This is a genomic window from Deinococcus sp. (genome assembly GCF_018260555.1).
Taxonomy (GTDB): domain Bacteria; phylum Deinococcota; class Deinococci; order Deinococcales; family Deinococcaceae; genus Deinococcus.
In genome coordinates, this window is the sequence record NZ_JAGLBB010000037.1 from 16019 (window position 1) to 32420 (window position 16402).

Consider the following 16402-nt stretch of genomic DNA (forward strand, 5'->3'; position numbering starts at 1 on the left):
GGTCGCCTGCCCACGCCTCAGCTCACCGCCCGGCACGCCTTGTAGAAGTCCTTCCAGTCGTCGCGTTTCTTGGCGACGGTTTCCAGGTACTCGCGCCAGATGACGGCGTCCTGTACGGGGTCTTTGATGACGGCACCGACGAGGCTGGCGGCAACGTCATGGGCGCTCAGGTGACCGTTGCCGAAGTGCGCGGCCAGGCTGAGGCCGTGGTTAACGACGCTGATCGCTTCGGCGGTGCTGAGGCTGCCGCTGGGGCTCTTGAGTTTGGTCTTGCCGTCCTCGGTGGCCCCGGCGCGCAGTTCGCGGAACACGGTGACGATCCGGCGGACTTCCTCCAGCGCGGGCGGCTGGGCGGGGATGTGCAGGTTCGTGGCGAGTTGCGCGACGCGGCTGGTCACGATCCGCACCTCGTCATCGAGGCTGTCGGGGACGGGCAAAATGACAGTGTTGAAGCGGCGTTTCAGGGCGCTGCTCAGGTCGTTCACGCCCTTGTCGCGGTTGTTCGCGGTGGCGATCAGGTTGAAGCCCTGCACGGCCTGCACCTCGGCGTTCAGTTCCGGGATGGGCAGCGTCTTCTCGCTCAGGATGGTGATGAGGGTGTCCTGCACGTCGCTCTGCACGCGCGTCAGTTCCTCCAGGCGGGCGATCTTGCCGGTGCGCATGGCGCGCACGATGGGACTCTCGACCAGGGCGGCCTCGCTGGGCCCCTCTGCAAGCAGGCGGGCGTAGTTCCAGCCGTAGCGCACGCTTTCCTCGCTGGTGCCGGCGGTGCCCTGCACGAGCAGGGTGCTGGTGCCGCTGATCGCGGCGGCCAGGTGTTCGCTGACCCAGCTCTTGGCGGTGCCGGGCACGCCGATCAGCAGCAGGGCGCGGTCCGTGGCGAGGGTGGCGACGGCAATCTCCATCAGGCGGCGCTCCCCGACGTACTTGGGGGTAATCTCGGTGCCGTCTTTCAGTGTGCCGCCCATCAGGTACGTCAGCACAGCGTGCGGCGAGAGGTTCCAGCGAGGGGGGCGGGGCCGGTCATCGTGGCGTTCAAGCGCTGAAAGCTCGTGTGCGTAGGCCTGCTCGGCGTGTTGACGGAGGACAGTGGAATCAGGGGTGGTCATGGGTGGGCTCCTTACTGAGTAGGCGCTGTTTAATTTCTTGCCGGACGGAAAGGGCAACTTTATCGATGTTTTTAAGCAAGCCGAACTGTATATCCGGGTCGGAACATTCGGAGAGTCGGCCAGCGGCTTGTGCCGGAATCAGGTCGGTGAGGGCCATGGCCCTTACAAGCTTTTCAGCGGGAACATCTTGCGCCTTGCCATAAAGGTCCAGGAGGCCCATGTTGCGAAGCAGTAAATGATCACTAGACCTCCTGCGAAAGTCCCTCCGACTCCTGAACATGCGCGGGTATTCCTCTTCCCAGACGACAACAGCGGAGAGGCGAGGCGGCTGAAAACTCACTTTCGCAGGAGGTCTACTGACCGCCGGGTTCGGATCATCACGCAACATCAGAAGGACATGAAGCGGTGTGGACGGATTGAAAGAGACCGCCTCTCTAATTTGATCGCTCTGACTCTTTCCAAGGCGCTCCAGTGTCGCCTCTGGAGTGGATTTGTTATGAGCAACTTTTTTGGCGAGTGCTGTGTTTTTTAGGGACAAGTCTTCCAGTGTTTGAGGCGGTGTATGTGGATTGCTGGCTACAGCCTCAACAGTAAGAGTGTCAGGGTGAGAAGCAAGCGCCTGCAATAGGTGGGGTGGGCTATGTTGCCCTCTCGCTACTTCCCGGGTTAGTTCCGGCCCCAGCGCGGCCAGTTGCAGCAGCCTTACGGCAGAAGTGCCTTGTTTTCGCGCTTCCCGCTTCAGCGCTTTATCCACCGTCATCCTCTCTCCTTCCCGAAGTCGTTCCACATCTGCCGTCTCAGGTCCAGGGTGCCTAACAATTCGTTCAGGGTGCGGTGGGCGTAGTCGGTGGCGTCGGCGGGGAGCGGGTCGGGGCGGGGGGTGTAGGGGTGGGCGTGCGTGGCGGCCAGTTCTGCGAGTTGTGCCCAGCGGTAGCCCCAGGTGGCGGCGGAGTGGGCGGCCCCGATGGTGTCGCGCAGGGCGGTCAGGAGGGCGGCGCTGGGTTCTGGGGGCCAGGGGCCGGGGTGCGGACCGAACAGGGCCAGCAGGCGTTCCGGGTCGCGGTCTTGAAGTGCCTGCGCCTGCGCGGCGGCCAGCGCTTCGGGCGGCCCGATCTGAAGCAGGAAGGGGTGGGTGGGCAGGTCGTGCAGGAGGGCGGCGGCCAGCTTGGTGTGTTCAGTGATGACCGTGTTTTCTGCCAGCGCGGGCAGGTGGTCGTGTTGCCGGGCGAGGTCCACAAGCGTGGCGGGTGGGATGTTCAGTGCGCCCAGCAGGGCGTCGGGGTGCGTGTGTTCCAGCAGGTGCTCCAGCAGAGCGGTGGCGCTCAGCCGGTCCTTGCCAGTCGGGTCGGGTAGGCCGTCGCGGATGGCGTGCTCGTCGGGGCCACTGGGTGGGGTCAGGGCGCTGGATCCCTGCCCGTTCGGGCGGCCGGGCAGGCCAGGTTTGCCGAGGCTCACGAGTGCGGCGAAGCGCGCGGCGTTCCGGGCGTTCTGGGCGCTGCCGCTCAGGCGGTACAGGGCGGCGCGGGCCAGCAGGGTGCCCTCGGCGTCCGGGCGCGTGATCCGAGCGGCCGCCTGCGCCAGAGGGTCGGGGCCGGGGGTGGGCAGGGCGCCGCGCGTGGTGCCGACCAGGGCCAGGGCCAGGAGTGCGTCATGGTCGTTCATGTGTTCTCCAATCGCAGGGGCAGGAGCGCGCCGCCACTCTGAACGCTCAGGGGCGTCAGGGCTTCGCCCCACTCGGCGTACACCGTCAGGGGTTCACCGCCGCTCAGGGCGAGCAGGGTGTGCAGGCCGCGCTCGCTGCCTGCCAGGGGAAGGCGGCCTGTGCCGTCCTGCGCGTACCAGGGGTCGCCGGGCACCAGCTGAAGGGGGCCGGTCAGGTGCGCGGTGCGTTCCAGCCAGGGGTTCAGGGCAAGGGCCGCGCCGTGCCGGTCGAGCAGGGCGTCCAGCGTGACGCCAGGTTCGACCGGCTGCGCGGGCGCGGTGGTCGCCTCGCCGCGCAGCAGGGCGCGTTGCGGATACGTGCCCGGCACGTAACAGATTTCGGCCTGCACTGCCCCGCCGACTGGCAGTGCGGGCGGAAACGGCCGACCCTGCGCCGCGAAGTCGAGCAGCACGGCGGTATGGTCACCGCTGACCAGCCAGGTGCGCCGGGTGCTGATCATGTCCTCTTGGGTCAGACTCTGACCCATGACCTGCCAGTGCGCGCGGATGCCGCCTCTGTCCAGCACGGCGGCCTGGTCGATGGGGAATCCCAGTGCGGCGCGCAGGTCTGTCTGCTCGTCTGGGTTCAGGGTGGTCTGGGCGGACCAGGCCTCGGTCAGCAGGTACAGGCGGGACAGGTGCGCCAGCAGCGCAGCGGGGTCTGACAGGTGACCGGGAATCTGCCGGATCAACCGCGCCGCGCCGGGGGCCTGAGCGTCCACGAGACGGGCGGCCTGGGTGTCCCAGTCGCTGTACGGGCGGGCGGGGGCGTGCGCCAGCCCGTCACGGATCAGGTCTTTCAGGAAGGTCTGAAGGGCGTCCAGGCCTGCGGTGACTTTCCTGTCGCGGGCGGCGCGGCGCCTGGCCTGCGCGGCCGGGTCGGGCGCGGCCTGAGCAGCGGGAGCAGCCGGGTTGTCGTCTGCGGCTGGGCGTTCAGCTGCCGCCCGCGCAGCCCGGCCGTCCAGCCAGCTCTGGAGGGCTCCAGGCGGCGTGGCCGATCCGAACTGGTCGGTGTGCGTGGCGTGCAGCAGGAGCAGGGCCAGGGCGTGCTTGCAGGGGAACTTTCGGCTGGGGCATGAGCACTTGAAGGCCGGGCCGCTCAGGTCCACGCCGGTCAGGTAGGGAGTCTGGCCGCTGCCCTGGCACTCGCCCCACAGGCTGCCCGGCGGGGCGTTCAGGTTCTGCCATTTGCCGGGCGTGGCGAGTTTACGGCCAGCCTGGGCGCTGGCGGGGTCGGGGGCCAGGGACAGGACGGTATCGGGGGTGAGCGGTGTTGCAGCGGGGGTCATGGATGTTCCTTTCGGGCCTGGAAGACAGCAGGGCCAGAAGTCCAGGGATATATTACGCTACTGACGTAGCGTACTGTATTTACCCTGGGCAGGCAAGCGCTTCTGCGGCGGTTCAGCCTACCCCTGCTCCACAGCCACAACTCTACCGCCACAGCTCATACGGATTCCGCTCCACTGCGCCAAAGTCGGAAAAGTGCCGCCTGCGGCTCCATACCGCGAAACCCGTATGGTGTTCCTCCTCGCGTCCGCTCGGATTGATTCAGAACTGCACCGAATCAATCGGAATCCGTATCACCAGTCACCGCCGGAGGCAGAGCCACCAACGGCAAAGGCCGGAAGCGACCGCACTGCGGCACGTCACCCCCGGCCCCCCCCTGGGACCCTTACTTCAGGCCAGCCACGATCCGGTCATAGACCTCGTCCATGCCGCCCACACCATCCACGCGGAACAGATGCCCGCGCGCGGAATAGTAATCGATCAGCGGCTGCGTCTGCTCGCGGTACACCTGCTGACGGTGGCGCGCCACCTCCTCGGTGTCGTCGCCGCGCACGGGCTCGCCACGCTCGGCCGCCTGCCGGCCCCGCTCCACGATCCGCGACACCAGCGCCTCATCCGGCACTTCCAGCAGAGGCACGGCATTCACGGGCGCACCCAGTTCCTCCAGCAGCACGTCCAGACCCTGGGCCTGAGCAATCGTGCGGGGAAATCCGTCGAAGATCACGCGCACGCTTTCCATATCGGCCAGACGGTCGCGGATCAGCGCGATCAGAATCTCGTCCGGAACCAGTTTCCCGGCGTCCAGAATGGGCTTCACCTGCCGGCCCAGTTCAGTGTCACGTTTCACGTGATCGCGCAGGATGTCCCCGGTGCTGATCTTCACGAGGCTCCGGTCGTGCGCCAGCCGTTCCGCCTGGGTTCCTTTCCCTGCGCCGGGAGGCCCGAGGAAGATCACGACGTTGTTCTTCTGTCCACTCACACTTTCCCTCCGTTAGACTCCCAGCATATCGGCTCTGGCACTTCGGGGGGCGGCCCTGCTCAGTCCGGGACTGTACCCCGGCAGGTAACGAGTCTGGCGTAGTGGTTACCCCCGGCGAAGGGTGCGGCAGCTGGGGCACGCATGAAAAAACCGCCTGCCATCTGCGCAGGCGGTTTCCGGAAAAAGCCGTGAGAGTCATACGGATTCCGTCTGTTTCACCGACCACCTGGAAGGGCACCAGATGACCATCTCCACGCCCGGAATCCGCTCTGCTCTCCCCCGCGTCCGCTCGAATGGAACGGTTGTTACCCACCATTCCACCAGAAGCCGTATCAGACGGATTCCGCTCCATTCCGCCACAGTCGGGAAGACACCGCCTGTGGCTCCATACCGCGAAATCCGTCTGTTGTTCCTACTCGCATCCGCTCGGATTGATTCGGAACTGCACCAAATCAATCGGAAGCCGTATCAGTTATTCAGGCGGCCACGGATGCGGCCCTTACTGATAAACCCGTCGTACCGGCGCACCGTGAGTTGTGCTTCGAGCTGCTTGAGGGTCTCCAGGGCGACACCCACGATGATCAGCAGGCCCGTTCCGGAGAACTGGAAGGTGGTGATGCCCGTGATCTTCTGCACCAGTTGGGGCAGGATGGTCAGGATCACCAGGAAGATCGCGCCCCACAGGCTCAGGCGGCTGCTGATGGTGCCCAGGAAGTCGGCGGTCGGGGTGCCCGGACGGACGCCCGGAATGAAGCCGCCTGCCTCGCGCAGCTGCTCGGCGATGCGTTTGGGATCAAACTGCACGCTGTTGTACAGGTACGTGAACCCGAAGATCAGGGCCGCTTCCAGCAGCAGGTACAGCGGCTGCCCGAAGGTCAGGTGCGTCTGAATCCAGGCGTTCACGGCGGGCGCGCGGGTCACGGTCGCCGTGGCGATCAGGTTCGGGAGGATCAGCATCGCCGAGGCGAAGATCACCGGAATCACGCCCGCCTGGTTCACCTTGATCGGAAGCCAGGTGGCCTGACCGGCCCCACGGGCCTGACCGGCCGCACCGGCACGCGCGCGGGCGTACGTGACGGGCACGCGGCGCTCAGCCTGGTACACGTACACGATGCCCGCGATGGTCACCAGAATCACGGCCACGAAAGCCACCAGCGATAGGATCTGCACCTGATCCGTCGAGAGCAGCTGCGCGGTCGCCGCGATCTCACGCGGGTACACCGCGATGATGCCCGCCGTGATGATCAGGCTGATGCCGTTGCCGACGCCCACGTCCGTGATGCGCTCGCCGATCCACATCGTAAAGGCGATGCCCGCCACCTGCGTCAGCACCATCACGACCAGCGTGAAGATCCCGGGGTCCCAGCCGGGAGCCAGGAACGAGGGGTTGCTGGTGATGTACAGCGAGAAGAACAGCGCCTGCACGGCTCCCAACCCAACGGCCGCGTAACGGGTGAACTGGTTGATCTTCTTGCGGCCTTCCTCACCCTCCTTGGAGAGTTTCTCCAGGGCGGGAATGGTGGTGGTCATGAGCTGAATCACGATGCTGGCCGTGATGTACGGCAGCACGCCCAGCGCAAAGATCGAGAACTGCGAAAGATTGCCGCCCGAGAGCATGCTGATCAACCCGAAAAGGCCACCCGAGGTGGCCTGTTCAAGTGCGGCGGTGTTGACGCCGGGAGTGGGAATAGCACTCCCGAGTCGGTACACCGCGAGGAGCAGCAGGGTGAAGACAATCTTCCGCTGAAGGTCCGGAATCCGGAACGCGTCGCGGAAGGCGCGCAGCATTTACTCCGCCTTCTCGGCGCTTTCTGTCTTCGCGGCGGGCAGGATGACCTGACCACCGGCGGCTTCCACGGCCCTGACGGCACTTTCGCTGGCCGCATCGACGTGAATGGTCAGGGCGCGGGTCACTTCACCGTTCCCGAGCAGCTTCACGGGGCGGTTCTTGCGGCGCACGAGGCCCGCGAGTTCCAGCGTGTTGCGGTCGATGGTGGTGTCCTCGACGCCTTCGAGTCTGCCCAGGTTCACCACTTCGAAGGTAATGCCGACGTTGTTGAACCCGCGCTTGGGCAGGCGGCTGATCAGGGTGCTGCGGCCGCCCTCGAAGTAGCTGCCCTTACCGGCGCCACTGCGTGACTTCTGGCCCTTGTGACCGCGACCGGCGGTCTTGTCGGTGCCGCCGGGGCCGCGACCGACGCGCTTGCGGGGCTTGCGGCTGCCAGCGTGGGGTTTGAGTTCGTGGAGCTTCACGCTTCCACCTCCAGGAGGTGCTTGACGGTGTTCACCATGCCGCGAATGGCAGGGCTGTCGTTAATTTCACGGCTGTCGCCGATCTTCTTGAGGCCCAGCGCGTGAAGGGTCTTCACCTGGTAACCAGGGCGACCGATGACGCTGCGCTTGAGGGTAATTTTCACTGCGCGCCTCCGGTGGGCTGCGCCTCGCCGCGCAGGGCACGAACCTGCTTGGCGGTGCGGAGGTTCTTCAGGCCGTCGAACACGGCGTACGCCACGTTCACCTTGTTGCGGCTCCCGAGTTCCTTGCTGAGCATGTTGGTGATGCCAGCCAGTTCGGCGATGGAGCGGGGCACGGTGCCGGCGATCACACCGGTACCGGGGCCGGCGGGCTTGAGCAGCACGCGGCTGGTGCTGTTCACGCCGACGATGTCGTGGGGAATCGTGCCGTTCTCGACCGGCACGTTGATCATGTTCTTGCGGGCGATGCTCTTGGCCTTCTCGATGGCCACGGGCACTTCTTTCGCCTTGCCGATCCCCATGCCCACGCGGCCGTTACGGTCACCCAGGATCACCAGTGCGGAGAAGCGGAAGCGACGTCCACCCTGGTAGGTTTTGCTGGTGCGGTTGACGAACAGCATCTTCTCTTCGAATTCGCTGCTCTCGCGCTCCGCATTGCGGTCGTTGCGTCGGTTAAAAGTCAAGGCCACCCTCCCGCGCCGCATCTGCGAGCGCTTTCACGCGTCCGTGGTAGCGGTACTGTCCACGGTCGAAAACCACCTTGGTCACACCCTTGGCGGCGGCGGCCTCGGCCAGTGCCTTCCCAACGGCGGCGGCGGTGTCAGTCTTGGTGCCGGTCTTGACGGCGGCGCTGCTGGCCGCGGCGAGCGTGACACCCTTGGTGTCGTCAATGATCTGGGCGTAGATGTGCTTGCTGGAGCGGTACACGCTGAGGCGCAGGCGCTCTCCGGCGGCCTGCCGCACTTTGCGGCGGGCGCGGAGTTTGCGGCGCACGGTAGTCTGGGCAGCCATTATTTCTTCCCTTTCCCGCCGGTGGCGCCAGCCTTACCGGCCTTGAGGCTGATTTTCTCACCGGCGAAGCGCACACCCTTGCCGTGGTAGGCATCGGGTTTACGAACTTTGCGAACGTTGGCGGCCACCTGGCCGACGAGCTGCTTGTCGATGCCGCTCACGTCGATCTTGGTGGGTTCCGGAACAGTGAAGGTCACGCCGGCCGGAGGATCAATCACGACGGGGTGGCTGTATCCGATGGTCATTTCGAGCGCTTTGCCCGCGAGCTTGGCGCGGAAACCGACGCCCTTGAGCTCCAGGTTGATCACGTAACCGTCACTGACACCCTTGACGGCGTTGGCCACCAGGGAGCGGGTCAGGCCGTGCAGGGCGCGGTGGCGCTGCTGGTCACTGGGACGCTCGACGAGCAGCTGGTCGCCGTCCTGCTTGATGGTCAGTTCCTGGTTGTAAGGAACGGTCAGTTCGCCTTTGGGGCCTTTGACCTTGAACACGCCACCGGCGACGCTCATGGTCACGCCGTTCGGAACGGCGATAGGCTGTTTACCAATTCGGGACATGTGCTGTCCTCCTTCCTTAAGTTCGGAATTCCCGGTCTGGGGTCCGAGGGGTCAGGTGAGATCGTGTGCTCGCTGGTGGGTTCCCGGCGGGGGGATTACCAGAGAACGCAGATGACTTCGCCGCCGACACCCTGTTTGCGGGCGTCGTGGTCGGCCAGCAGGCCCTTGCTCGTGGACACCACGGCGACACCCAGACCACGCTGAACGCGGGGCAGGTTGTCGGCACTGACGTACGCGCGGCGGCCGGGACGGCTGATGCGCTCGATGTGCTTGATGACCTGCTCGCGCTTGGCTCCGTATTTCAGGGTCAGGCGCAGCACGTCAAACTTCTGCCCTTCGGGCAGCAGGCGCTCGTAGGACGCAACGTAACCTTCCTGCACGAGCAGTTTAGCCAGTTCTTCCTTGAACTTGGAGGCCGGAACGTCCACGGTCTCCTTAAAGGTGCGCGTCGCGTTGCGAATGCGCGTGAGCATGTCGGCGATGGGATCACTCAGCATGTATCTCCTCCAGGGGTCTCAGCGTGACGGGCACGCAGCCCCGGCGGGTGGTCCGGGCACCTGTCTGGTACCGGACGCAAGTCTCCCCTTGTGAATCCGTGGCGGTGAAAATACCGCCGCTTCCTCTGTTGGGTTGGAAATCCACCTCTGGACGATCACCTCTCCGTGATGGGCGGTTCGTATCCAGGGGGCACAGCACGAACACCGCAACGTAGCGCGGCAAGAAAGGAGTGTATCAGAAAAGTAGGTCTGCTGGCAACGCCTGCGGGACACCCAGGCCAGCCGCGAAAAACCCCCCGTTACTGGGGGGATTGATCGTGGGTGCCGCCCCGGGCTACAGGGCTGCGCTGAGGGGGCTGGAACTTACCAGCTGCTTTTCTTCACGCCGGGCAGTTCGCCCTTGTGCGCCATCTCGCGGATGCAGATGCGGCACATGCCGAAGAAACGGTAGTAACCGCGGGCGCGGCCACAGCGGGAGCAGCGGCTGTAGTTCTGCACGGCAAATTTGTGGCCGCGGGCTGCCTTGACAACTTTCGAGGTATTCGCCATATCAGTTCCTTATTTCCGGAAGGGCAGGCCCAGACCCTGCAGGAGGGCGCGGGCTTCTTCGTCGGTCTTGGCGGTGGTCACGATGGTGATGTCCATGCCACGCACCTTGTCGACCATGTCGTACGTGATTTCCGGGAAGATCAGCTGCTCTTTGATGCCCAGGTTGTAGTTCCCACGGCCATCGAAGGCGTTGGGGTTCACGCCACGGAAGTCACGAATGCGGGGAAGGCCGATGTTGATCAGCTTCTCGAGGAACACGTACATACGCTCACCGCGCAGCGTGACCTTGATGCCGACCGGCATGCCCTGACGGAGTTTGAAGTTACTGATGCTCTTCTTGGCCTTGGTGATGATGGGCTTCTGAAGGGTGATCAGGCTCAGTTCCTTGGCGGCCTTGTCGATGGCTTTGCTGTCTTCCTTGGCGGAACCCAGGCCTTCGTTGATCACGATTTTCTCGATGCGGGGGGCCGCCATGACGCTGGAGTAGCTGAACTGCTCTACCAGTGCCGGGCGCACCTGCTCGGTGTACTTGGTTTTCAGGGTCTGCATGTGGCCTCTCTTCGGGCGGACGGGTCGCCCAGGTCACGCTGGCGCGTGACCCTGGAATTCAGTCGATGTTCTTGCCGCTGGCGACCGCGACACGGACTTTCTTGCCGTCCACGACCGTCTTGCGGATGCGGGTAGCCTTCCCGGTCTCGGGGTCCACGATGGACACCTTGCTGGCGTGCAGGGCCAGCTCGCGCTGTTCCTGGCCGCCCTGGGGACTGGCGGGGCTGGGCTTGACGTTCTTGGTGACCATGTTCACGCCTTCCACGACGACCTTCTGGTCGCGGGGCAGCGCGAGCAGGACCTTGCCGGTCTTGCCTTTGTGCTTGCCGTTCAGAACGATGACGGTGTCACCCTTCTTGATGTGCAGCTTGTCGTTGTGGTGGCTACCAGCGCTGGGGCGGGGCATTACAGCACCTCCGGTGCCAGGGAGACGATCTTCATGAAGCGGCGGTCGCGCAGCTCGCGGGCCACCGGCCCGAAGACGCGGGTTCCGCGGGGTTCACCCTGGTTGTTGATGATGACGGCGGCGTTCTTGTCAAAGCGGATGGTGCTGCCGTCGGCACGCTTGATGGCGTGCGAAGTCCGCACGACCACGGCCTTGACGACGTCGCCGGCTTTGACGGTTCCGCGGGGCGCGGCGTCCTTGACGGAAGCGACGATGATGTCCCCGACGTGGGCGTAGCGTTTGTTACCGCCGCCGCCGGTCGTCAGACCCTTGCCGCCGATACCGCTGTTCAGCACGCGGATGCACATGATCTCGCGGGCGCCGCTGTTGTCCGCCACGTCAAGGCGGGATTGAGGCATGATCATGCGTTACCGCCTTCGGTTTCCACGGCGGTGGTTTCGATGCCACGGGGGCGCTCGATCAGCTTCGTGACCTTCCAGGTCTTCGTCTTGCTGATGGGGCGCACGGCGAGGATCTCGACGCGGTCACCGATCTTGAATTCGTTGTTCTCGTCGTGGGCAGCGTACTTGTGGCTGCGGGTCACGACCTTGCCGTACAGCGGGTGAGCAAAGCGGCGCTCGACCTTCACGCTGACCGTCTTGTCGGCCTTGTCGCTTACGACCACGCCGGTAAAGGTCTTTTTCATGCCTGCTCTCCCTGCTGGCTCAGCTCACCACGGATGGTGTTGAGCTGGGCGACTTCGCGGCGCAGCTGCGTCACGCGGTGGGGCTGGGTCAGGTTGCCAGTGGCAGCCTGGAAACGCAGCTCCATCAGTTCTTTCTTGCGGGCGTCGATTTCGCGGACGAAATCATCGGCCTTCAGGTTACGCATCTCACTGGGCTTCATCGTAGACCTCGCGCTTGACCATCTTGGTCTGGATGGGCAGCTTGTGACCCGCCAGACGGAAGGCTTCCTTGGCCTGGACTTCGGTCACGCCGGACACCTCGAACATGACGCGGCCGGGTTTGACAACGCTGACCCAGAACTCCACGGCGCCTTTCCCTTTACCCATTCGGGTTTCGGCCGGCTTCTTGGTCACGGGCTTGTCGGGGAAGATCCGGATGTAGATCTTGCCGCCGCGGCGGAAGTGACGGCTCATGACGATACGGCAGGCCTCGATCTGGTTGCTGCGGATCCAGGCGGGTTCCAGGGCGATCAGGCCGTAGTCGCCGAAGGCAACGTAGTCGCCGCCCTTGGCGTCACCGGTCATCCGGCCGCGGTGCTGTTTACGGAACTTGGTGCGCTTGGGAAGAAGCATCACTCACCTCCGGGGCGGCGCCGCGCGGTCGGGCGGCGGCGGTTGGGACGGTCGCCTTCGGGACGGCGTTCGTCGTTGCGGCGCTGCGGACGGGCGAAGGTTTCGGTGCGGCCACCGATGACTTCGCCAGTGAAGACCATGACCTTGATGCCCAGGATGCCGTAGGTGGTGCGGGCCAGGGCGGTGCCGTAGTCGATGTCGGCGCGCAGGGTGTGAAGGGGCACGCGGCCTTCGCGGACCATCTCGGTGCGGGCCTGCTCGGCTCCGCCGAGGCGGCCGGACAGGATGATCTTGACGCCACGGGCGCCGGATTCCATCACGCGCTGGGCAGCCTGCTTCATGGCGCGGCGGAACGCGAAGCGGCGTTCGATCTGCTCGGCGATGCGCAGGGCGACCAGGGGCGCGCTGATGTTGGGGTTGGGGATCTCGGCGACGTTCACCGCGACCGTGCCGGCGGACACGAGTTTCTCGATGTCCTGGCGGAGTTCCTTGATGGACTCACCGCCCTTGCCGATCACGATGCCGGGTTTCGCGGCGCTGATGATCACGTTGACCTGCTGGCCAGCGCGCTCGATCTCGATGCGGGCGATGCCTGCGGCGTTGAGCTTCTTGCCGACCAGGTTACGGATCTTCTCGTCCTCTTGCAGCAGGCCGGCGTACTGCTTCTTACCGGCGTACCAGCGGCTGTTCCAGCCACGGGTGATGCCCAGGCGGAAGCCGTTCGGGTTGATCTTGTTACCCATTACTTGTTCCCCTTCTCGCCCACGATGATGGTGATGTGGCTGGTGCGCTTCTTGATGATGTTCGCGCTGCCACGGGCGCGGGGAATCAGGCGCTTGAGGGTCGGTCCGGCGTCCACGTAGGCGGCCGTGATGACCAGGCGGTCTTCGAGCATCTCGTCGTTGTGCAGGGCGTTGTGCTTGGCGCTGTTCAGCACCTTGGCAACCGGCTCGCTGGCAGCGCGGGGGATGAAGCGCAGCAGGTCCTCGGCGTCACGGACGCTCTTGCCACGGATCACATCGACCACGAGGCGGACCTTGCGGGGGCTGATCCGCACGTACTTGGCGATGGCCTTGCCGGGCGTGCGCAGCTTCTGCTGCTGCTTGCGCTGCTTCTTGTTGCGGAATTCAGTGACTGGAGCGGTCATTTCTTCTTGCTCCCCTTGGCGTTCTTGTCCGCACCGTGGCCGCGGTAGCTGCGGGTGGGGCTGAACTCGCCGAGTTTGTGGCCGATCATCTGCTCGTTCACGAACACCGGAACGTGCTGCTTACCGTTGTGCACGGCAATGGTGTGACCAATCATTTCGGGAACGATGGTGGAGCGGCGGCTCCAGGTCTTGATGACGCGCTTGTCTTTCTTGTCGTTCTGGACGTCCACCTTCTTCAGGAGGTGGTCATCCACGAACGGGCCTTTCTTGAGGCTACGGGGCATGTCCTACCCTCCTTACTTCCCGCCGCGGCGGGTGATGATGAAGCGGTCGCTGTTCTTGCGCTTCTTACGGGTCTTGAGACCCTTCGCAGGCTGTCCCCAGGGGGAGACGGGCACACGACCGGCACCGGTGCGGCCTTCACCGCCGCCGTGGGGGTGATCCACGGGGTTCATGGAGCTACCGCGCTGGTGGGGCTTGCGGCCCAGCCAGCGGCTACGGCCAGCCTTCCCGAGGTTGATGTTCTTGTGCTCGGCGTTACCGACCGTACCGATAGTGGCGTAGCACTCGCTGTGCACGCGGCGAAGTTCGCCGCTGGGCAGTCGCAGGATCACGTAATCGCTTTCCTTACCCTGCACCTGAATGCTCGTACCGGCGCTGCGGGCGAGCTGGGCGCCCTTGCCGGGAACCAGTTCAACACTGTGCACAACGGCACCGACAGGCACGAAACGCAGCGGCAGGGCGTTGCCCAGCTTGGGTTCGGCTTCGGGTCCGGCGTTCACGGTCGCGCCAACCATCAGGCCTTCGGGGGCCAGGATGTAACGCTTGGCGCCGTCGGCGTAGTGCAGCAGGGCGATGCGGGCGCTGCGGTTGGGATCGTACTCGATCGCGGCGACCTTAGCGGTCACGCCGGACTTGTCGCGGCGCTTGAAGTCGATGATGCGGTACAGGCGCTTGTGGCCACCGCCGATGAATCGGCTGGTGATGCGGCCACGGTTGTTACGTCCGCCGGTCTTGGGGAGGGCAGTGGTGAGCGCCTTTTCCGGGCGCTTCTTGGTCAGTCCGCTGAAGTCCGCAGTCGTCATCTGGCGACGGCTGGGGGTGTACGGACGGTATTTCTTGACGGCCATGTTCAATCTCTCCTTAGGCCTGGCCTTCGAGGGCCTCGATCTTCTGGCCTTCGGCGAGACGCACGATGGCCTTCTTGCGGTCGGCGCGGTGCCCGGTGAACCGGCCAACGCGCTTACGCTTGCCGGGCACGTTCATGGTGCTGATGCCGATCACAGTCACGCCGAACGCTTTCTGAACAGCGCTCTTGATGTCGGTCTTGGTGGCCTTGGGGCTCACCCAGAAGGTGTACACGCCGCGTTCCATGCCGGCGTAGGCCTTCTCGCTGATCACGGGCTGCTGAAGGATGTCGTAGTGGCTCATGCCTCTTCCTCTTCCTGGGCGGGTTCCAGCGCGATCGCGTCGATCACCAGGCGCTCGTGGCGCAGGATGTCGTAGGCGTTCAGGCCGGCGACGGGCATCACGGTGGCCCAGATGACGTTGCGGGCTGCCTGACGGGTCTGCGCGTCGTCGGTGACGATCAGGACGCGTTCACTGCCGTCCATGCCGTTCTGAGCGGCCCATGACACGAAGTTCTTGGTCTTGCCGTCGACGTCAAAGCCGTCCACTGCGACCAGTTTGCCTTCGTCCTGGCGGGCGGCCAGGGCCATGGCCAGGCCCAGCTGACGGACCTTGCGGGGCAGGGTGTAACCGTAGCTACGGGGTTTGGGCCCGAAGGCCACGCCGCCACCCACGAAGGTGGGAACGCTGCGGTCGCCGTGACGGGCGTTACCGGTGCCTTTCTGGCTGAACATCTTCTTGCCGGTCGCGCTGACCTGCGCGCGGGTCTTGGTGCTGGCCGTGCCGCGGCGGCGGCTGGCGAGCTGCCAGGTGACGACGTCATGCAGGACGCCGCTGTTCACTTCCGGCAGTTCGAGGTCAATGGTGCGGCCCCCGTTCTTACCGATGACGTTGATCTGCGCCATGTCTTACTTGCCTCCCTTGGCAGCCTGGCGCAGCACGACGAGTCCACCGTTGGCGCCGGGGATGGCACCCTTGACCAGGATGATGTTCTCTTCAGCGCGGATCTCGACCACTTCCAGGTTCTGGACGGTGATGCGCTCCATGCCCATGTGGCCGGCCATGCGTTTGCCCTTGTACACGCGGCCGGGCGTTTTGCGCTGGCCGATGGAACCGGGACGACGGTGCCATTTCTTGGAACCGTGGCTCGCGGGACCACCCTTGAAGTTCCAGCGCTTCATGACGCCCTGGAAGCCCTTCCCCTTGCTGGTGCCGGTCGCGTCGATCTTCTCGCCTTCGGCAAAGATGTCGATGCTGACGGTGTCACCTTCGGGGGTGAAGTTGCGGAATTCACGCAGGAAGCGCACGGGGCTGACCCCGGCCTTCTTGAAGTGACCCGCGGCGGGACGGTTGACGCTCTTTTCACGCTTGGGGGCGTAACCGATCTGCACGGCCTCGTAACCGTCGGTCTGCGCGGTCTTGCGCTGCACGACGGGGCACGGGCCGGCCAGCACGACCGTCACGGGAACGGCGCGGTCGCCTTTCCAGATCTGGGTCATGCCGATCTTGGTGCCGAGGATGCCCTTCATGCGCGGCCCCCCACGGTCTTGATCTCGATGTCGACGCCGGTAGGCAGGTCGAGGGTCATCAGGCTGTCAATCGTCTTCTTGGTGGGGTTCATGATGTCCACCAGACGGTTGTGCGTGCGAATCTCGAAGTGCTCGCGGCTGTCCTTGTTCACGAACGGCGAACGCAGGACGCAGAAGCGGCGGATGCGGGTCGGGAGGGGCACGGGGCCGCTCACGTCCGCGCCGGTGCGGCGCACGGTGTCCACGATCTTGCTGGCGGACTGGTCGAGCGCCTTGTGGTCAAAGCCACGCAGTTTGATGCGAATCTTCGGGGCAACCATGGCTATTACTCCAGGACCTTGGCGACGACGCCGGCGCCGACGGTACGGCCACCCTCGCGGATCGCGAAGCGCAGGCCTTCT

28 protein-coding genes are annotated in these 16402 nt (G+C 64.9%); all 28 read right to left on the reverse strand.

Annotation, left to right across the window (positions count from 1 at the left end; all coding sequences use genetic code 11):
- Positions 1-17: 17 nt before the first annotated feature.
- Entirely contained in the window at positions 18-1109 is a 1092-nt protein-coding gene (locus QZ271_RS08635; protein ID WP_291430535.1) for an AAA family ATPase, read from the reverse strand.
- Complete coding sequence (locus tag QZ271_RS08640; protein WP_291430537.1) at positions 1096-1869, reverse strand: hypothetical protein; 774 nt, start codon at positions 1867-1869, stop codon at positions 1096-1098. Before QZ271_RS08640 ends, QZ271_RS08635 begins: the two co-directional genes overlap by 14 nt.
- Entirely contained in the window at positions 1866-2771 is a 906-nt protein-coding gene (locus QZ271_RS08645) for a hypothetical protein (protein ID WP_291430538.1), read from the reverse strand. Before QZ271_RS08645 ends, QZ271_RS08640 begins: the two co-directional genes overlap by 4 nt.
- Positions 2768-4099 (reverse strand): SWIM zinc finger family protein, encoded by a 1332-nt coding sequence (locus tag QZ271_RS08650; RefSeq protein WP_291430540.1) that lies wholly within the window; start codon positions 4097-4099, stop codon positions 2768-2770. The genes QZ271_RS08645 and QZ271_RS08650 overlap by 4 nt, the downstream gene beginning before the upstream one ends.
- 383 nt (positions 4100-4482) lie before the next feature.
- Positions 4483-5076 (reverse strand): adenylate kinase, encoded by a 594-nt coding sequence (locus QZ271_RS08655; RefSeq protein ID WP_291430542.1) that lies wholly within the window; start codon positions 5074-5076, stop codon positions 4483-4485.
- A 468-nt stretch (positions 5077-5544) separates the two neighbouring features.
- Entirely contained in the window at positions 5545-6864 is a 1320-nt protein-coding gene (gene secY, locus QZ271_RS08660; protein ID WP_291430543.1) for a preprotein translocase subunit SecY, read from the reverse strand.
- On the reverse strand, positions 6865-7329 hold the full coding sequence (rplO, locus tag QZ271_RS08665; RefSeq protein WP_291430545.1) for a 50S ribosomal protein L15: 465 nt from the start codon (positions 7327-7329) through the stop codon (positions 6865-6867).
- On the reverse strand, positions 7326-7493 hold the full coding sequence (gene rpmD, locus QZ271_RS08670; protein WP_291430547.1) for a 50S ribosomal protein L30: 168 nt from the start codon (positions 7491-7493) through the stop codon (positions 7326-7328). Before rpmD ends, rplO begins: the two co-directional genes overlap by 4 nt.
- Complete coding sequence (rpsE, locus tag QZ271_RS08675; RefSeq protein WP_291430549.1) at positions 7490-8014, reverse strand: 30S ribosomal protein S5; 525 nt, start codon at positions 8012-8014, stop codon at positions 7490-7492. The genes rpmD and rpsE overlap by 4 nt, the downstream gene beginning before the upstream one ends.
- Entirely contained in the window at positions 8004-8342 is a 339-nt protein-coding gene (gene rplR / locus QZ271_RS08680; RefSeq protein ID WP_291430551.1) for a 50S ribosomal protein L18, read from the reverse strand. The genes rpsE and rplR overlap by 11 nt, the downstream gene beginning before the upstream one ends.
- Positions 8342-8899: a 50S ribosomal protein L6 gene (gene rplF, locus QZ271_RS08685; protein WP_291430553.1), complete on the reverse strand. Its 558-nt coding sequence runs from the start codon at positions 8897-8899 to the stop codon at positions 8342-8344. The genes rplR and rplF overlap by 1 nt, the downstream gene beginning before the upstream one ends.
- Before the next feature lie 95 nt (positions 8900-8994).
- Entirely contained in the window at positions 8995-9396 is a 402-nt protein-coding gene (rpsH, locus tag QZ271_RS08690; protein ID WP_273989246.1) for a 30S ribosomal protein S8, read from the reverse strand.
- A gap of 363 nt (positions 9397-9759) precedes the next feature.
- Complete coding sequence (locus QZ271_RS08695) at positions 9760-9945, reverse strand: type Z 30S ribosomal protein S14 (RefSeq protein WP_012693992.1); 186 nt, start codon at positions 9943-9945, stop codon at positions 9760-9762.
- A 9-nt stretch (positions 9946-9954) separates the two neighbouring features.
- Positions 9955-10494 carry a 50S ribosomal protein L5 gene (gene rplE / locus QZ271_RS08700; RefSeq protein ID WP_291430561.1) on the reverse strand — a complete coding sequence of 180 codons (540 nt, stop codon included), beginning with the start codon at positions 10492-10494 and terminating at the stop codon, positions 9955-9957.
- 58 nt (positions 10495-10552) lie between these two features.
- Complete coding sequence (gene rplX / locus QZ271_RS08705; protein WP_273990804.1) at positions 10553-10861, reverse strand: 50S ribosomal protein L24; 309 nt, start codon at positions 10859-10861, stop codon at positions 10553-10555.
- 38 nt (positions 10862-10899) lie between these two features.
- Complete coding sequence (rplN, locus tag QZ271_RS08710) at positions 10900-11304, reverse strand: 50S ribosomal protein L14 (protein WP_022800312.1); 405 nt, start codon at positions 11302-11304, stop codon at positions 10900-10902.
- The gene (gene rpsQ / locus QZ271_RS08715) at positions 11301-11585 is read right to left on the reverse strand and encodes a 30S ribosomal protein S17 (protein ID WP_012693996.1); all 285 of its coding nucleotides are present in this window, start codon (positions 11583-11585) and stop codon (positions 11301-11303) included. The genes rplN and rpsQ overlap by 4 nt, the downstream gene beginning before the upstream one ends.
- Positions 11582-11785: a 50S ribosomal protein L29 gene (gene rpmC, locus QZ271_RS08720; RefSeq protein WP_291430566.1), complete on the reverse strand. Its 204-nt coding sequence runs from the start codon at positions 11783-11785 to the stop codon at positions 11582-11584. The genes rpsQ and rpmC overlap by 4 nt, the downstream gene beginning before the upstream one ends.
- The gene (gene rplP / locus QZ271_RS08725) at positions 11772-12197 is read right to left on the reverse strand and encodes a 50S ribosomal protein L16 (protein WP_189065932.1); all 426 of its coding nucleotides are present in this window, start codon (positions 12195-12197) and stop codon (positions 11772-11774) included. Before rplP ends, rpmC begins: the two co-directional genes overlap by 14 nt.
- Positions 12197-12940 carry a 30S ribosomal protein S3 gene (gene rpsC / locus QZ271_RS08730; protein WP_291430569.1) on the reverse strand — a complete coding sequence of 248 codons (744 nt, stop codon included), beginning with the start codon at positions 12938-12940 and terminating at the stop codon, positions 12197-12199. Before rpsC ends, rplP begins: the two co-directional genes overlap by 1 nt.
- On the reverse strand, positions 12940-13344 hold the full coding sequence (rplV, locus tag QZ271_RS08735) for a 50S ribosomal protein L22 (RefSeq protein WP_273989252.1): 405 nt from the start codon (positions 13342-13344) through the stop codon (positions 12940-12942). The genes rpsC and rplV overlap by 1 nt, the downstream gene beginning before the upstream one ends.
- Positions 13341-13628 (reverse strand): 30S ribosomal protein S19, encoded by a 288-nt coding sequence (rpsS, locus tag QZ271_RS08740; RefSeq protein WP_273989254.1) that lies wholly within the window; start codon positions 13626-13628, stop codon positions 13341-13343. Before rpsS ends, rplV begins: the two co-directional genes overlap by 4 nt.
- A 12-nt stretch (positions 13629-13640) precedes the next feature.
- Complete coding sequence (gene rplB, locus QZ271_RS08745) at positions 13641-14474, reverse strand: 50S ribosomal protein L2 (protein ID WP_291430572.1); 834 nt, start codon at positions 14472-14474, stop codon at positions 13641-13643.
- Between the two features lie 13 nt (positions 14475-14487).
- Positions 14488-14775, reverse strand: coding sequence for a 50S ribosomal protein L23 (locus tag QZ271_RS08750; protein WP_291430574.1), 288 nt, complete (start codon positions 14773-14775; stop codon positions 14488-14490).
- Positions 14772-15377, reverse strand: a complete 606-nt coding sequence (gene rplD / locus QZ271_RS08755) for a 50S ribosomal protein L4 (protein ID WP_291430576.1) — start codon at positions 15375-15377, stop codon at positions 14772-14774. The genes QZ271_RS08750 and rplD overlap by 4 nt, the downstream gene beginning before the upstream one ends.
- Before the next feature lie 3 nt (positions 15378-15380).
- On the reverse strand, positions 15381-16001 hold the full coding sequence (rplC, locus tag QZ271_RS08760; RefSeq protein WP_291430578.1) for a 50S ribosomal protein L3: 621 nt from the start codon (positions 15999-16001) through the stop codon (positions 15381-15383).
- Positions 15998-16321 carry a 30S ribosomal protein S10 gene (rpsJ, locus tag QZ271_RS08765; protein WP_014685998.1) on the reverse strand — a complete coding sequence of 108 codons (324 nt, stop codon included), beginning with the start codon at positions 16319-16321 and terminating at the stop codon, positions 15998-16000. Before rpsJ ends, rplC begins: the two co-directional genes overlap by 4 nt.
- A 5-nt stretch (positions 16322-16326) precedes the next feature.
- Positions 16327-16402 (reverse strand): hypothetical protein (locus QZ271_RS08770; RefSeq protein ID WP_291430591.1); only part of this gene is annotated, 76 nt, incomplete at its 5' end.

Bases quoted from the DNA above. Each gene is read 5' to 3' on its own strand.
- rpsJ (WP_014685998.1), bottom strand. From the start codon at position 16,321: ATGGTTGCCCCGAAGATTCGCATCAAACTGCGTGGCTTTGACCACAAG.
- rpsC (WP_291430569.1), bottom strand. From the start codon at position 12,940: ATGGGTAACAAGATCAACCCGAACGGCTTCCGCCTGGGCATCACCCGT.
- rpsQ (WP_012693996.1), bottom strand. From the start codon at position 11,585: ATGAAAAAGACCTTTACCGGCGTGGTCGTAAGCGACAAGGCCGACAAG.
- secY (WP_291430543.1), bottom strand. From the start codon at position 6,864: ATGCTGCGCGCCTTCCGCGACGCGTTCCGGATTCCGGACCTTCAGCGG.
- rplD (WP_291430576.1), bottom strand. From the start codon at position 15,377: ATGGCGCAGATCAACGTCATCGGTAAGAACGGGGGCCGCACCATTGAC.
- rplF (WP_291430553.1), bottom strand. From the start codon at position 8,899: ATGTCCCGAATTGGTAAACAGCCTATCGCCGTTCCGAACGGCGTGACC.
- rpmC (WP_291430566.1), bottom strand. From the start codon at position 11,785: ATGAAGCCCAGTGAGATGCGTAACCTGAAGGCCGATGATTTCGTCCGC.
- QZ271_RS08645 (WP_291430538.1), bottom strand. From the start codon at position 2,771: ATGAACGACCATGACGCACTCCTGGCCCTGGCCCTGGTCGGCACCACG.
- rpsH (WP_273989246.1), bottom strand. From the start codon at position 9,396: ATGCTGAGTGATCCCATCGCCGACATGCTCACGCGCATTCGCAACGCG.
- rplC (WP_291430578.1), bottom strand. From the start codon at position 16,001: ATGAAGGGCATCCTCGGCACCAAGATCGGCATGACCCAGATCTGGAAA.
- QZ271_RS08750 (WP_291430574.1), bottom strand. From the start codon at position 14,775: ATGAGCCACTACGACATCCTTCAGCAGCCCGTGATCAGCGAGAAGGCC.
- rplR (WP_291430551.1), bottom strand. From the start codon at position 8,342: ATGGCTGCCCAGACTACCGTGCGCCGCAAACTCCGCGCCCGCCGCAAA.
- rplN (WP_022800312.1), bottom strand. From the start codon at position 11,304: ATGATCATGCCTCAATCCCGCCTTGACGTGGCGGACAACAGCGGCGCC.
- rplE (WP_291430561.1), bottom strand. From the start codon at position 10,494: ATGCAGACCCTGAAAACCAAGTACACCGAGCAGGTGCGCCCGGCACTG.
- QZ271_RS08650 (WP_291430540.1), bottom strand. From the start codon at position 4,099: ATGACCCCCGCTGCAACACCGCTCACCCCCGATACCGTCCTGTCCCTG.
- QZ271_RS08635 (WP_291430535.1), bottom strand. From the start codon at position 1,109: ATGACCACCCCTGATTCCACTGTCCTCCGTCAACACGCCGAGCAGGCC.
- QZ271_RS08640 (WP_291430537.1), bottom strand. From the start codon at position 1,869: ATGACGGTGGATAAAGCGCTGAAGCGGGAAGCGCGAAAACAAGGCACT.
- rpsS (WP_273989254.1), bottom strand. From the start codon at position 13,628: ATGCCCCGTAGCCTCAAGAAAGGCCCGTTCGTGGATGACCACCTCCTG.
- rplV (WP_273989252.1), bottom strand. From the start codon at position 13,344: ATGACCGCTCCAGTCACTGAATTCCGCAACAAGAAGCAGCGCAAGCAG.
- rplB (WP_291430572.1), bottom strand. From the start codon at position 14,474: ATGGCCGTCAAGAAATACCGTCCGTACACCCCCAGCCGTCGCCAGATG.
- rplP (WP_189065932.1), bottom strand. From the start codon at position 12,197: ATGCTTCTTCCCAAGCGCACCAAGTTCCGTAAACAGCACCGCGGCCGG.
- QZ271_RS08695 (WP_012693992.1), bottom strand. From the start codon at position 9,945: ATGGCGAATACCTCGAAAGTTGTCAAGGCAGCCCGCGGCCACAAATTT.